Below are 13,634 nucleotides of genomic sequence, written 5' to 3' on the forward strand. Positions count from 1 at the left end.
GTCCTCTCAGGCCGGGGTGCCGGCCTTCGACCGGATGAGGTCCTCGAGGTCGCCGACGGTCTTGGACTCGAAGAGCTCCCGTTCCGACAGCTTCACGCCGAGACGCTCTTCGATCGCCACCACGCCGATGGCGAACGCCACCGAGTCCAGCCCGAGGTCGTCGATCAGCTTCGAGTCGCGGCTGATGTCGCCGAGCGCGAGGTCGAGGTCCTCTTCGAGGATGCCGCGCAGGGCTTCGGTGATGTGGTCGGACATGTGGTGGCTCCTGGGGTGGTGATGTTCGGTCGAAAGTATCGGTCGGTCAGCGCGGGACCACGTACGGGGCGACGCTGGCCAGCTTCTCGCAGGTCTCGGTGAACTCGCGCTCCGGCGTGGACTGCGCGACGATCCCGGCACCGGCACGCAGCCATGCGCCTTGCCCGGACGAGAAGATGGTGCGCAGGGCCAGGGTCGCCTCGAGCTCGCCCGTCGACGAGGCGGTGAGGATCGCGCCGGAATACAGGCCGCGGCGTCGGGGCTCGAGACGGTCGATCGCCTCCACGGCCGGGGTCTTGGGGATGCCCGACGCGGTGATCGACGGGAACACCACCTCGATTGCACGCCAAGGCGTTTCGTGATCGGCGAGGGTCCCGCGCACGGTCGAGGCCAGATGCTGGACGCTCCCGCGCTCACGAACCTCCATGAACTCACTCACGGCCGTGGTGTCCGCAGCGGCGATCGAGGAGATCTCGTCGAAGCACGCGCGCACCGACATGGCGTGCTCGGCGATCTCCTTGGCATCCGAGAGCAGGTCGGCGCGGGCCGCCGCGTCCTGCTCCGCGGAGATCCCGAAAGCCCTTGTGCCGGCCAGTGGTTCGGTGACCACGGTCCGGTCGTCGTGCACCGCGACGACGAGTTCGGGACTGAACCCGGCCGCCTGCAGGTCACCGAGCGAGAGCAGGTAGCTCCGGGCGGGGTTGTTGTCGGCGCGGCCGCGGGCGTAGGTGGCGGGGATGTCGACGTCGAACGGGATGTCGACGGCACGCGAGAGGATCACCTTCTGGTACCGCCCGGCTTCGATCTCGGCGACAGCGGTGGCCACACGGCCGCGGTAGTCGTCCGGGTCGGACTGCACGTCCACCGGCCGCGACTCGCCGGGAACGGTTGCTCGCGAGGCGATCTCGAGGAGACGACCGGCACGCTCGGCGTCGAGCGACCCGGTGTCGACCCCGTCGGCATCGACAGTCGCCTCGAACTCGGGAACGATGAGGTGCGCCAGCACCGTGTCCTCGGGAACGCGCTCGAGGATGCCGTGATACGGGGCGCAGAAGTCGAAACCGACCCAGCCGTAGACGCGCCAGTCGGAAATCGACAGCGACGCGGTCGCGGCGGCGAGCGCGTCGGCGGGGTCGCCGCGCCAGGGCGTCGTCGTGCGGTCGCCCTGATCGTCGACGATGACCTCACTGCGTGTGATCACCACGCGGGCGCGGACACCCGCCGCGAAGGTCCAGCGCCGGTCGCGCTCGTAGACGACATGGTCGCCGAATTCGCCGGAGCCGGCCCAGGCCGCCGTGATCCGCGCGGCATCGGACTCGCTCAGCGGCGAGGCCGGCGCGAGCAGGTCGACGAACTGCGCGGCGTGCGATTCGGTTGTCAGCGACATGTCCTTCGTTCCTCCGGTCGTGATGCACTCGAGCACCGATGATCATAGGGAATCTTAGGGCAGCCTAATCAAACAATCCCCCGCGGGTCGACAGCCGGCCTCCCGCCCTGCATCGACCGGTAAGGTTACCCTATCCTGCCTGTGTTTGAATGAACTCATGCCGACGCATCTCGACCCCGCGACCGATCTGCTCGACGGTTTCGCTCCCCACACCGACGCACAGGCACAGAAGTACCGCGACGCCGGCGTCTTCCTCGACCGCCCGTTGTTCGCCGGCCTCGATCTGGCCGCCGAGCGAACTCCCGACTCCCCTGCGCTGACCGACGCCTCCACCGACGGGCCGCGCACGCTCACCTATGCCGAGTTCCGCGACGCCACCCTCCGTCGTGCCGCCGGTTTCGTCGCGGCCGGACTGCGGCCGACGCAACGGGTCGTGTTGCAGCTGAACAACTCCCTCGACTTCGCGGTCACCCTGTACGGCCTCCTACGCGCGGGTGTCGTTCCGGTGATGACGCTGCCCGCGCACCGGATCACCGAGATCGCCCATCTCGCAGCCGGTGCCGGCGCGGTCGCCTACATCGGTGAGGACGGCCGCCGGGGGTTCGACTATCGCGAGCTCGCGACCGAGCTGCAGTCACGGGTGCCCGACGTCGCGCAGGTCTTCATCTCCGGCGAACCTGGTCGATTCACACCGCTCCCCGACGCCGACCCCGCCTCGGTCGAGCTCCCGGCTGCCCCCGACGCCGGGCTACCCGCCCTGTTCCTCGTGTCGGGGGGCACCACCGGACTGCCGAAACTCATCGCGCGCACGCACGACGACTACGACCTCAACGCCCGGCTGTCCGCGGACGTCGCCGGCCTCACCGCCGACGACACCTACCTCGTCGCCCTGCCGGCCGCGCACAACTTTCCGCTGTGCTGCCCGGGAATCCTGGGCGTCTTCGGTGCGGGCGGCCACGTCGTCTTAGCCGACAACCCCAGTCCGGACAACACTTTCGACCTCATCGAGCGGCACCGCGTCACGGTGACCGCGCTCGTCCCCGCGCTCGCGCAACTCTGGTGCGCGGCGACCGAGTGGGAGCCGGCGGACATCAGCTCCCTGCGCCTGCTGCAGGTGGGCGGCGCCAAGCTGGCACAGTCCGACGCCGTCGCCCTCGACGCGGCCCTCGGCCCCGTCGTCCAGCAGGTCTTCGGCATGGCCGAGGGGCTGATCTGCTACACCCGGACCGACGACCCGCGTGACTTGGTGCACCAAGTGCAAGGGGCACCGATGTCGGAGCTCGACGAGGTGCGGGTCGTCGACGAGGGCGGAGCCGATGTCCCCGACGGGGAAGAAGGTGAACTGCTGGTGCGGGGGCCCTACACGATCCGCGGTTACTACCGCGCCACGGCGCACAACGAGAAGTCCTTCACGCCGGACGGCTTCTACCGGTCCGGGGACAAGGTCACCCGGCTGCCGTCGGGGCACCTGGCCGTGACCGGCCGCATCAAGGACACCATCGTGCGCGCCGGGGAGAACGTCGCCGCCGACGACGTCGAGGAGAACCTCCTCGCCCACGATTCGGTCCGGCAGGTCGCGGTGGTCGGGCTGCCCGACGACGCGCTCGGTGAGAAGATCTGTGCGGCAGTCGTGCTCTCGCACGAACACCCCCCGGCCCGACCACTCGAGCTGGCCGCGATCCGCACCTTCCTCGCCGACCGCGGACTCGCCTCCTTCAAACTGCCCGACGTGGTCCGCGTCGTGCGCACGCTCCCGGTCACCGCAGTAGGCAAGATCGACAAAAAGGTGCTCCGCGAGACACTGCTGTCGGAGCCGTCGGCAGGCTGAGCCGAGTCGGAGCCCGCTCCTCACACCGGCGCGAGGAGCGCGACCACCGCACCATAATCCCAAGGAAGCGCATAACCCCTGCTCCCTGAGGTGCGAGGAGCGATAGCGACGAGCCTCGAAGGGTCCGGCGAGGAATGTTCCGGAGCCGCCGAGGCTTACCTTCGGATCACACCGGCGCGAGGGTCACGATCCCGGGATGGCCGTCGAGATAGTGCTTGGTGAAGGTGCACACGGGCCGCAGGCGGGCGCCCTGCTCGCGGGTGAAGTGCACGACGGTGCGGGTGAGTCGGGTGGCGAGACCATGTCCGGTGTACTCGTCGTAGAGCACGGTGTGTAGGACGGTGATGGTGGTCTGACCGTCGACCGTCTCGGTCGAATAGCCGAGCACGCCGACCAGGTCGCCGGCGACCCACAGCTCGAACCGGTCGCGGTCGGGATTGTGCACCACCTGCGAGATCTGCTGCAGGATCGACTTCGCCGACTGTGGTGGTCGCTGACGATGCTTGCGTAGCACCCGACCCTCCTCACCTCTTGATCGTGGACATCGGACCACTGACATGTGCCGTCCGAACCTCGGCATAGGCCCCGCTTGTGATCCGGGTCACACGGTACCTTACGGAACCGTAACTGATGACCCCGATCGTCCGGTCGTCGCACATCGAGACGGTCGCGCGCACCCCTACGACCCGAACGAACTCCGCGCTGTAGGGTGGCGGACGCACGACAACTACACCGCGGGGGCTCTCACGATGACCGAGGGCTGAGATGGCGACGGGCGGTCGCCGACCGCTCGAACCTGTCCGGGTAATGCCGGCGTAGGGAGACAAGCCATGGGCACACGTGTATCCGCGACTCGCGACGGCAGCGCACCCGCCGACTCAGGGTTCCTGACCCTCGGTCCGATCGAGGGCAGCACCAAGCACCACCTCACGGTCGGCGACCTGCGCGTCCCGCAGCGTCGTATCCACCTCACCAACGGCGAACACCTCGACGTCTACGACACCTCGGGTCCGTACACCGATCCGACGGCGCGCATCGACGTCGAGAAGGGCCTCGCCCCCACCCGCGACAACTGGCGCCGCCCGGAACCGGTCGACGGCGCGAGCACCCAGCTAGCTTGGGCGCGGGCCGGGATCATCACCGAAGAGATGCGGTTCATCGCCGCCCGAGAGGGCATCGACCCCGAACTGGTCCGGTCGGAGGTGGCGATCGGGCGAGCGGTCATCCCGGCGAACCACCGGCATCCGGAGTCCGAACCGATGATCATAGGCAAGAACTTCGCGGTGAAAGTCAATGCGAACATCGGAAATTCGGCGGTGCGCAGCTCGATCTCCGACGAGGTCGAGAAGATGGTGTGGGCCACCCGCTGGGGCGCCGACACGATCATGGATCTCTCGACCGGCGCCGACATCCACACCACCCGCGAGTGGATCATGCGTAACTCGCCGGTCCCCGTGGGGACGGTTCCGATCTACCAGGCGCTGGAGAAGGTCAACGGCGATCCCGCCTCGCTGACCTGGGAACTGTATCGCGACACCGTGATCGAGCAGGCCGAGCAGGGTGTCGACTACATGACCGTGCATGCCGGTGTCCTGCTGCGCTACGTTCCGCTGACCGCGAAGCGGGTGACGGGCATCGTGTCGCGCGGCGGTTCGATCATGGCGGCCTGGTGTCTCGCGCACCACCGGGAGTCGTTCCTGTACACGCACTTCGACGAGTTGTGCGAGATCTTCCGCCGCTACGACATCACGTTCTCCCTCGGCGACGGCTTGCGCCCCGGATCGATCGCCGACGCGAACGACGAGGCCCAGTTCGCCGAACTCCGCACTCTCGGCGAGCTGACCGCGATCGCCAAATCGCATGGTGTGCAGGTCATGATCGAAGGCCCCGGGCACGTCCCGATGCACAAGATCGCCGAGAACGTGCGCCTGGAGGAGGAGTTGTGCGAGGAGGCCCCCTTCTACACCCTGGGTCCGCTCGCCACCGACATCGCGCCGGCCTACGACCACATCACCTCGGCCATCGGCGCGGCGATGATCGCTCAGGCCGGCACCGCGATGCTGTGCTACGTGACTCCGAAAGAGCATTTAGGACTTCCGGACCGCGACGACGTCAAGGTCGGCGTGATCACGTACAAGATCGCGGCGCACTCGGCCGACCTGGCCAAAGGCCACCCGCGGGCACAGGAACGCGACGACGCACTGAGCAAGGCGCGCTTCGAGTTCCGCTGGACCGACCAGTTCAATCTCGCCCTCGACCCCGACACCGCGCGCGCATACCACGACGAGACGCTGCCCGCCGAGCCCGCGAAGACCGCCCACTTCTGCTCGATGTGCGGACCCAAGTTCTGCTCGATGCGGATCTCGGCGGACGTCCGCGCCTACGCCGAGGAGCACGGTCTCGTCACCGCGGACGACATCGACCGGACTATCGCCGAGGGCATGGCCGCGAAGTCGGCCGAGTTCGCCGAGGCTGGTAACCGCGTGTACCTCCCGCTCCAGACGACCGGCGGCGCCTGATGCGCACAGACGACGCACGACGACGCACAGTCGACGCGAATCAGCGCACGGTCGACGAACAGGCCTACACGGGACTCCCGCTGTCACCGCCCGGAACGGCCCCGGTACGGGTCCTGACCATCGCGGGTTCGGACTCCGGCGGGGGCGCGGGAATACAGGCAGACATGCGCACCTTCGCCCTGCTCGGGGTGCACGGGTGTGTCGCGGTGACCGCGGTGACGGTCCAGAACTCGGTGGGCGTGAGCGGGTTCGAGGAGATCTCACCGCAGACCGTGGCGGCGCAGATCGACTCCGTGTCCGGTGACATCGGTGTGGCCGCGGCGAAGACCGGGATGCTCGCGTCGGCGCCCATCATCGAGGCCATCGTCGAGCAGTGCCGCACGAGCGGAATCGGCCGGGACACATCCGTTCCGCTGGTGGTCGATCCAGTGTGCGCGTCGATGCACGGCAACCAGCTGCTCGCCGACTCGGCACTCGACACCCTGCGGCACAGCCTGTTTCCCCTCGCGACGGTGGTGACACCGAACCTGGACGAGGTCCGGCTCATCACCGGCATCGCGGTCACCGATGCCGCGTCGCAGCGCGACGCGGCCAGGGCACTGCTCGATCTCGGGCCGCGCTGGGCGCTGGTGAAAGGCGGGCACCTGCGAACCTCGGACCACTCCCCCGATCTGCTCTACGACGGCGACCAGTTCATCGAGCTCAGCCACGAACGCATCGACACCCCGCACGACCACGGCGCCGGCGACACCCTCGCCGCCGCGATCGCATGCGCGCTGGCCCACGGGCACGACGTTCCCGCGGCGGTCGGCTTCGGCAAGGACTGGGTGACCCGCTGCCTGGCGGCCGCGTATCCACTGGGCGCCGGCCACGGTCCGGTCAATCCGCTGTGGCGTGTGGGCGTCGGGTCGGCGGACTGACGCGAACACGAGAAACAGACAACGCTCCCCGACGGCGACCGGCGCCATCGGGGAGCGTTGTCTGTGTCGAGGGACCGTCAGGCGGTTCCGCTGAGGGCCTTGCTCTTCAAGTGCTCGAACTCCTGGGGTGTGATCGCGCCCGAGTCGAGCAGGTTCTTCGCGTCGGCGATCTGCTGGGTCGGTGAGGTGCCTGCGACGGACCGGATGTACTCGTCGGACGCCTGCTTGGCCTCGCTGTACGCCTCACGCTGACGCTCGGCCATCCCCTTGCCCTTCGCGAGCAGGTACACGATGGCGGTGATGTACGGGAAGATGATCAGGAAGACCACCCACGCCGCCTTCGCCCACCCCGAAGCCGCCTTGTCGCGGAACAGGTCGCTGATGATGTGCCACAGGACGATCAGGTATGCGACGAACGCGAAGATGACGATCGTGTACCAGATGAAGTCCCAGAATGAATCCCACATCGGAGTGTCTCCCTTGTCTAGAAGAATCGGCGCTCGCACGCCGAGCACATGAACCGATATGAAGCATTACACAGCACCGACCTCGACACCGTGACGAACTGGAAAGAATTTAGTGAAATCGTGTGAAGAGACCAATGCGGGCGCAATTCCTCCGATTTCGCCCCGCACGATCACAACTTCGCGAAGGGCGACATGGAATCTCACCCGGTAGGTATCGAGAAGGTCGAGCTCGGTCTCGACACGTTCGGGGACATCACCGCCGAACCCGACGGCACATTGCGCTCGGGGTCGCAGACCCTGCGCGATCTGCTCGAGCAGGCCATCCTCGCCGACACGGTCGGCGTCGACTTCCTCGGTGTCGGTGAGCATCACCGCGACGACTACGCGGTGTCGGCACCCGAGGTCGTACTCGGCGCGATCGCGGCGCGCACCACCCGGACGCGTCTCGGTTCGGCCGTCACCGTCCTGAGTTCCGATGATCCGATCCGCGTGTTCCAGCGGTTCTCGACAGTCGATGCGTTGTCGTCGGGTCGCGCCGAGGTGATCCTCGGGCGCGGGTCGTTCACCGAGTCGTTTCCGCTGTTCGGTTTCGACCTCTCCGATTACGAGGAACTGTTCAGCGACAAGCTGGCCCTGTTCGCCGAACTGCGCACCGGCCGACCGGTCTCCTGGTCGGGTTCCACGCGCAGTCCGCTGCAGTCCCAGACGGTCTACCCCGAACTCGAGAACCCGCCCCTGCCGACGTGGATCGCGGTCGGCGGCAGCCCGGAGTCGGTGGTACGTGCCGCGTCGTACGGCCTGCCGCTCATGCTGGCGATCATCGGCGGCGACCCGCTGCGCTTCAAGCCGTACGTCGATCTCTATCACCGCGCCCTGCGCGAGATGGACAAGCCGCTATTGCCCGTCGGCGTGCACTCACCGGGACATGTCGCCGACACCGACGCGCAGGCACGCGACGACCTGTGGCCGCACTACCGCGAGTACGTCGGACGCATCGGTCGCGAACGCGGCTGGCCGCCGCCGACCCGCATCGAGTTCGAGCGGTCGACCGGACCCGGCGGCTCGCTCTACGTCGGGTCGCCCGACACCGTCGCCCGCAAGATCGCGTCGACCGTCCAAGCACTGGGACTGAGCCGATTCGACCTGAAGTACTCGCACGGGACACTCGGCCACCCCGAGCTCATGCGCAGCATCGAACTCTATGGAACGCAGGTCATCCCGCGGGTGCGCGAACTGCTCAGCGTCGGGTCAGGGTGAGCTGGAAGTCGCCCGCGGGATCGGTCCACGCCGACACGACGGACAGTCCGGCCGACTCGAGTTCTTCCGCGAGCGCCCCGGGCTGGAACTTGGTGCTGATCTCGGTGTGGATCTCGGTTCCCGCGGGCACCCGCCACGATCGGCCCAGCACACCGAAGTACGCGTCGACGTCCCGCCGGGCGCGAAGCCACATCTCGACGCGGTGCTCGCCCGGATTCCAGCGGGCGATGTGTTCGAAGTCGTCGGCGTAGAGCCCGCGAGCGTCGAGGCCGGCACGGAGCACCTCGATCATGTTCCGGTTGAAATCGGCGGTCACACCGGCACTGTCGTCGTAGGCGGCGACGAGCCGCCCGGTGTCCTTGACGAGGTCGGTACCGAGGAGAAAGTAGTCACCCGGGGACAACGAGCCGACCATCGAACGATAGAACTCCGCGCGCGCAGCAGGATCGAAGTTGCCGATCGTGCCACCGAGGAACACCGCGAGGCGCGGGCCGTCGGCGGGCGGGAGATCCAGGTCGGGCTCGGTGAAGTCGGCGACCACGGGGACGACGTCGATCCCGGGATAGTCGACGGCGAGCACTTCGGCTGTCGTCGTGAGCATCTCGGTGCTGACGTCGACGGGGACGTAGGTCGGACGCTCACCGTCGGCGGCCGCGTCCACGAAGGCGTCGAGCAGCAGACGCGTCTTGGTCGATGTGCCCGAGCCCAGTTCGACGATGACGTCGGCACGGGTCGTCGAGGCGATCTCGGCCGACCGCGCGCGCAGGATCGCGGTCTCGCGGCGGGTGGGATAGTACTCGGGCAGACGGGTGATCTCGTCGAAGAGCTTGCTGCCGCGCTCGTCGTACAACCACTTCGTCGGGAGGACCGGCGGTTGCTGCCACAATCCCGAGAGTGCGTCTGCGGCAAGGCCCCCGATGGCCGTGTCCCCGGTGGTCGCCGTCACCGGGGTGTCGCTGTCGAGGCTCATCGGGCCAGCCGGAGTCCCGAGAAGACCCAGCGCGACGGCGCCGGGAAGAAGTTCCGGTACGTCAGTCGTTCGTGACCCACAGGCGTCACCGCGCTCGCCCCACGCAGCACATGCTGGTCGGACATGAACTTGCCGTTGTATTCACCCACCGCGCCGTTGGCGGGCACGAAGCCGGGATAGGGCAGGTACGCACTGGCCGTCCACTCCCACACATCCCCGATCATCGCCGCACCGACGCGGCCGGGATGACATCGGTCCGGGTCGAGCAGGGCCCCGCGCTCGGTACCCAGTGAGCCGGCGGCGATCTCCCACTCGAATTCGGTGGGCAACCGGGCCCCCGCCCAGCGGGCGTAGGCGTCGGCCTCGTAGAACGAGACGTGCAGGACGGGCTCGTCGGGCACGATGCGCCGCCGACCGGACAGGGTGTACGTCGTCCAGTCCGACGGGTCGGTGGAGCGCGCACCGGTCTCGTCGCGCCAGTATCCCGGTGCGTCCCATCCGGTCTGGCGGATGGTCGCCCACCCGTCGGACAACCAGAATTCGGCGCGCCGGTAACCGTCGTCGGCCATGAACTCCAGCCAGTCGGCGTTGGTGACCGCGCGGTCGGCGATCTCGAAGTCCTCGAGATACACCCGGTGTCGGGGGCCCTCGTTGTCGTAGGAGAATCCGCTGCCCAACGCGCCGATCTCGTTGACGCCGCCCTCGAACTGCCGCCAGCCCAACGCTTTCGCGATGCCCGGTTCGTCGGGTTCGCGATCGACGTACACCGGCCCGAACGTATTGGTGGAGAAGAGATGCTTGATGTCCATGAGCAGCAGCTCCTGGTGCTGCTGTTCGTGATTGAAGCCGAGTTCGACGAGTTCGAGTGCGGCCTCGTCGAGGTCGCCGCGCTCGAGGAGATCCACCATCGCGGCGTCGACATGCTCGCGATAGCGGGTCACATCGCGGACACCCGGCCGCGTGACGAGACCGCGATCAGGTCGTGGATGCCGTTCTCCCACAGCCTCGTAGTAGCTGTTGAACAGGTACCGGAACGTGTCGTCGTAGACCTTGTACGCGGGGTCACGCCGCAGGATGAACTCCTCGAAGAACCAGGTGACGTGCGCCCGGTGCCATTTCGCCGGGCTCGCCTCGGTCATCGACTGCGGTGTCTGGTCCTCGGGCGAAAGCCGTTCGGACAGCGTGTCGGTCAGGGCGCGGACGTCGAGGTAGCGACGCGCGACATCGGTGACGACACCGTTCGCCGGCGGGCTCTCGGCGGACCGGGTGTCTGTGGACTGGGGACGAACCGACGGTTCGGTGATGCTCACTGGATAACCTCCCGTGGCAAAGCCTGGAGCGGCCGGCGACGACTTCGCCGATCTCCGCATCCATCGTCATGACGCTTGCCGTTCCTGTCAACGCACACGCGCTTGATAGGCCTCGACGTGTCGTCGTCAACTCGGGGTTGACGCGATCGACTCGTCAACCTACGGTTGACGCATGCCCCAGAATTCAGTCTCCATCCGCCTCGACGACCTGATCCATGCCATCCGCAAGGTCCACGAGGACCCGCTGGACCAACTCTCCGACGCAGTGGTCGCCGCCCAGCACCTGGGCGACATCGCCGACAGCCTGATCGGTCACTTCGTCGACCAGGCCCGCCGCTCGGGAGCATCGTGGACCGCCATCGGCACCAGCATGGGCGTGAGCAAACAGGCCGCTCAGAAGCGGTTCGTCGATCGGGTGTCGTCCGCGGGCGAGAACGATGCTCCCGGCGCGGACAACCCGTTCTCGCGTTTCACACCTCGGGCCGCGAACGTACTGATGGCCGCGAACGCGGCAGCTGCCGCGGGCCGTGCCGAGCACGTGACCCCGGCCCACATCGCGCAGGCCCTCACGGCCGAACCGAAGTCCCTCGTGTTCCATGTGTTGCGGGACTCCGGCGTCGACGCCGACACCTGGCGTGCGGCCATCGCGCCGCTGCTCCCGGCACCGCGGGACATCGCCGACGACGAAGCAACGAGCGTGGTGCCCTACGACGACGCGTCGAAGTCGGTCTTGGAGTCGACCGTCGGCGCCGCCCTCGATCTCGGGCACAACTACATCGGCACGGAGCATCTCCTGCTCGGCTTCTTCGCCGATGGCACGCTTGCCGAGGCGATGAGCGCGCTGGGCCTCACGGCCGACGCCGTCCGCTCGACCATCGTCGCGACGTTGGCGCAGGTACTGGAGCAACCCGGCGCCGGGAGCGAAGCGAGCGGGCCGAATCAAACCGGCCCCGGGAGCGAAGCGAGCGGGCCGAATCAAGCCGGCGCCGGGAGCGAAGGGAGCGGGCCGGGTCAGACCGACTAGTCCGAATCGGAGATGTAGTGCACCGCAGCCTCTTCCGCGGAGGCTCCGGCGCCGTCGATCCCGGCGTCCTCGGCGACGGCGTCCGACTCGGTGTCGATACCCGATCCGGCGTCCGGGGCGATGAGACGTCCGGCGCGGCGGTCCCCGACCTCGTCGTCTTCCTCGAACTCGTCGTCACGATCGGAATCGTGTGCGCGCCAGTCGGTCCGCGCACGTTCCTCGGCGGTGATCTCGTCGAGCGGATCGACCGCTCCGACGTCGGGTTCCTCTTCGGCCAGCCGCTCGTCGAGCGTCTCGCCCTCGGCCTGCTCGCGAGAGGTCAGCCCGTGGACGGCGCCCTTGGGCGCATAGTCGGGCGGTGAGTACCCCTCGTCGAGGACGTCGTCGACGCCGCGGTCGTCCAGAGTGTCCTCCGGCTGCAGTTGGTCGTCCTCGTCCAGGCTGTACTCGCCGTCCGAACCCTCCGGGGTGCTACCGATGTCGTCCTTCATCCTTGCCACGATGCCAGCCCGCCGGGAGTCCTGCCAGGACGACCCGATGGCGCGACGTGGCCGACCGCTGTCGGTCGCGCTCACCCGGTTCGGCCGAATCGCCGATGCCGGCGTGCCGGATCGGCGACAATGTCGAGGGTGATCGAGGAAATGCAGGCCGAGGCCCGGGCGCTGCTCTCGGCCGGTGAATACGACCACGCGCTGGCCGAGTTCTCCGTGCTCCGCGAGATCAGATCGCGCCGCGAGGGACCGTATTCGGTGATGTATCTGTCCAATCTGCACGACTGCGTCCGCTGCATGTCCCATCTCATGCTGTGGTCCGACGCCAGCCACCTGTGTCGTGAACTGCACGGCAAGTACGTGCGCACGCACGGGCGCGCCGAAGCCGACACGGTCGACGTCGCGAAGCACTGGGCTTGGGCGCTCGTGCACCTGCACGACTATTCGCCGGCCGTCCGGTTGTACCTGCTGACCGCCGACGCGCTCTGGGAGTCCGATCCCGCCCAGGCGCAACGTCTGCTCGGCGCGGCGGTGGTCCACCGGCACGACACCGATCCCCTCGCGCTGATCTCGCCGGGACTCATCGACGGAGTCGGACTCCGTCACGCCGACGAGGAGCGAGAACTGCTCACGCGCCTGGTCGATAGGTTGGCCGATGGTGGCGGCGCCCCGGCGAGCGCGACCACCATCGACGGTCTGGCTCTGGTGTGAGCCGTCAGACGACGTCTCGGCGTCGGCGTCGCATGATGTAGCTGTCGGCGCCCATCCGGCCGGCCGAGGTGTAGCCGACGGCCAGCAGGCCCGCGATCAGCGCGAGCGGCCACTCGTAACCGCCGTCCATGTTCCAGAACCCGGCGTCCCAGTGCACGAACACGATCGCGCCGATCATATCGGCGATCAGCAGGGTCGCGACGATGGGCAGCAGCAGTCCGAGGATCAGCAGGATGCCGCCGATCAGCTCGACCCATGTCGCGTAGTACGCGGCGAGCTCTGGGTAGGGGATGTCCATGCCGGCCGGGCCGAATGCCGCCTTGGTGGCGTCCATACCCTGGGTGACCAGCTTCTGCCACCCGTGGGCGATGAAGATGATGCCGAGTATCAGGCGCGCGAGAAACTGCGCCACACTACCGAATCCGCTCATTCCGCACTCCTCGAATCGATCGGGCGGGCCGGCTGTGCCGCCGCCAGGTACTCTCTCAGTGTCCG

The 13,634-nt window shown here is 67.8% G+C and carries 14 protein-coding genes and 1 riboswitch; of the genes, 6 read left to right on the top strand and 8 right to left on the bottom strand.

Annotated features, from left to right (window positions below):
* Window positions 1-6: 6 nt before the first annotated feature.
* Window positions 7-255, bottom strand: a complete 249-nt coding sequence (locus tag FFS52_RS01550) for an acyl carrier protein (RefSeq protein ID WP_058251371.1) — start codon at window positions 253-255, stop codon at window positions 7-9.
* Between the two features lie 46 nt (window positions 256-301).
* A complete protein-coding gene (locus FFS52_RS01555) occupies window positions 302-1,642 on the bottom strand; it encodes a salicylate synthase (protein WP_058251433.1) in 1,341 nt (446 codons plus the stop codon).
* A 157-nt stretch (window positions 1,643-1,799) separates the two neighbouring features.
* Between FFS52_RS01555 and FFS52_RS01560 the strand changes: the two genes are divergently transcribed.
* Complete coding sequence (locus tag FFS52_RS01560) at window positions 1,800-3,470, top strand: AMP-binding protein (RefSeq protein WP_078111966.1); 1,671 nt, start codon at window positions 1,800-1,802, stop codon at window positions 3,468-3,470.
* 166 nt (window positions 3,471-3,636) lie between these two features.
* Here the strand turns inward: FFS52_RS01560 and FFS52_RS01565 are convergent, their stop codons facing one another.
* Window positions 3,637-3,984: a GNAT family N-acetyltransferase gene (locus FFS52_RS01565; RefSeq protein ID WP_058251372.1), complete on the bottom strand. Its 348-nt coding sequence runs from the start codon at window positions 3,982-3,984 to the stop codon at window positions 3,637-3,639.
* A 210-nt stretch (window positions 3,985-4,194) separates the two neighbouring features.
* A riboswitch (TPP riboswitch) is annotated at window positions 4,195-4,309 on the top strand.
* Between FFS52_RS01565 and thiC the strand changes: the two genes are divergently transcribed.
* Together thiC and thiD are read left to right on the top strand one after the other, a co-directional pair.
* Entirely contained in the window at window positions 4,301-5,989 is a 1,689-nt protein-coding gene (gene thiC, locus FFS52_RS01570; RefSeq protein WP_078111735.1) for a phosphomethylpyrimidine synthase ThiC, read from the top strand. It overlaps the preceding riboswitch by 9 nt.
* Window positions 5,989-6,909 carry a bifunctional hydroxymethylpyrimidine kinase/phosphomethylpyrimidine kinase gene (gene thiD, locus FFS52_RS01575; RefSeq protein ID WP_078111736.1) on the top strand — a complete coding sequence of 307 codons (921 nt, stop codon included), beginning with the start codon at window positions 5,989-5,991 and terminating at the stop codon, window positions 6,907-6,909. Before thiC ends, thiD begins: the two co-directional genes overlap by 1 nt.
* Window positions 6,910-6,986: 77 nt before the next feature.
* On the opposite strand, the gene FFS52_RS01580 is transcribed toward thiD, so the two are convergent.
* A complete protein-coding gene (locus FFS52_RS01580) occupies window positions 6,987-7,376 on the bottom strand; it encodes an SHOCT domain-containing protein (RefSeq protein WP_058251374.1) in 390 nt (129 codons plus the stop codon).
* Window positions 7,377-7,568: 192 nt separating this feature from the next.
* Between FFS52_RS01580 and FFS52_RS01585 the strand changes: the two genes are divergently transcribed.
* Window positions 7,569-8,633, top strand: coding sequence for an LLM class flavin-dependent oxidoreductase (locus FFS52_RS01585; RefSeq protein ID WP_078111737.1), 1,065 nt, complete (start codon window positions 7,569-7,571; stop codon window positions 8,631-8,633).
* Here the strand turns inward: FFS52_RS01585 and egtD are convergent.
* Together egtD and egtB are read right to left on the bottom strand one after the other, a co-directional pair.
* A complete protein-coding gene (gene egtD / locus FFS52_RS01590) occupies window positions 8,614-9,603 on the bottom strand; it encodes an L-histidine N(alpha)-methyltransferase (protein ID WP_058251376.1) in 990 nt (329 codons plus the stop codon). The genes FFS52_RS01585 and egtD overlap by 20 nt on opposite strands.
* A complete protein-coding gene (gene egtB / locus FFS52_RS01595) occupies window positions 9,600-10,913 on the bottom strand; it encodes an ergothioneine biosynthesis protein EgtB (protein WP_078111738.1) in 1,314 nt (437 codons plus the stop codon). Before egtB ends, egtD begins: the two co-directional genes overlap by 4 nt.
* 172 nt (window positions 10,914-11,085) lie before the next feature.
* On the opposite strand from egtB, the gene FFS52_RS01600 reads away from it, so the two are divergent.
* The gene (locus FFS52_RS01600; protein WP_137808606.1) at window positions 11,086-11,937 is read left to right on the top strand and encodes a Clp protease N-terminal domain-containing protein; all 852 of its coding nucleotides are present in this window, start codon (window positions 11,086-11,088) and stop codon (window positions 11,935-11,937) included.
* On the opposite strand, the gene FFS52_RS01605 is transcribed toward FFS52_RS01600, so the two are convergent.
* Window positions 11,934-12,428 (bottom strand): DUF5709 domain-containing protein, encoded by a 495-nt coding sequence (locus FFS52_RS01605; RefSeq protein ID WP_058251378.1) that lies wholly within the window; start codon window positions 12,426-12,428, stop codon window positions 11,934-11,936. The genes FFS52_RS01600 and FFS52_RS01605 overlap by 4 nt on opposite strands.
* A 129-nt stretch (window positions 12,429-12,557) precedes the next feature.
* On the opposite strand from FFS52_RS01605, the gene FFS52_RS01610 reads away from it, so the two are divergent.
* Complete coding sequence (locus tag FFS52_RS01610; protein WP_171011523.1) at window positions 12,558-13,139, top strand: hypothetical protein; 582 nt, start codon at window positions 12,558-12,560, stop codon at window positions 13,137-13,139.
* 4 nt (window positions 13,140-13,143) lie between these two features.
* On the opposite strand, the gene FFS52_RS01615 is transcribed toward FFS52_RS01610, so the two are convergent.
* The gene (locus tag FFS52_RS01615; RefSeq protein WP_058251379.1) at window positions 13,144-13,569 is read right to left on the bottom strand and encodes a DoxX family protein; all 426 of its coding nucleotides are present in this window, start codon (window positions 13,567-13,569) and stop codon (window positions 13,144-13,146) included.
* Between the last annotated feature and the right edge of the window lie 65 nt (window positions 13,570-13,634).

This window comes from Gordonia sp. ALPHA1B1 (assembly GCF_005502615.1).
GTDB lineage: Bacteria > Actinomycetota > Actinomycetes > Mycobacteriales > Mycobacteriaceae > Gordonia > Gordonia hongkongensis.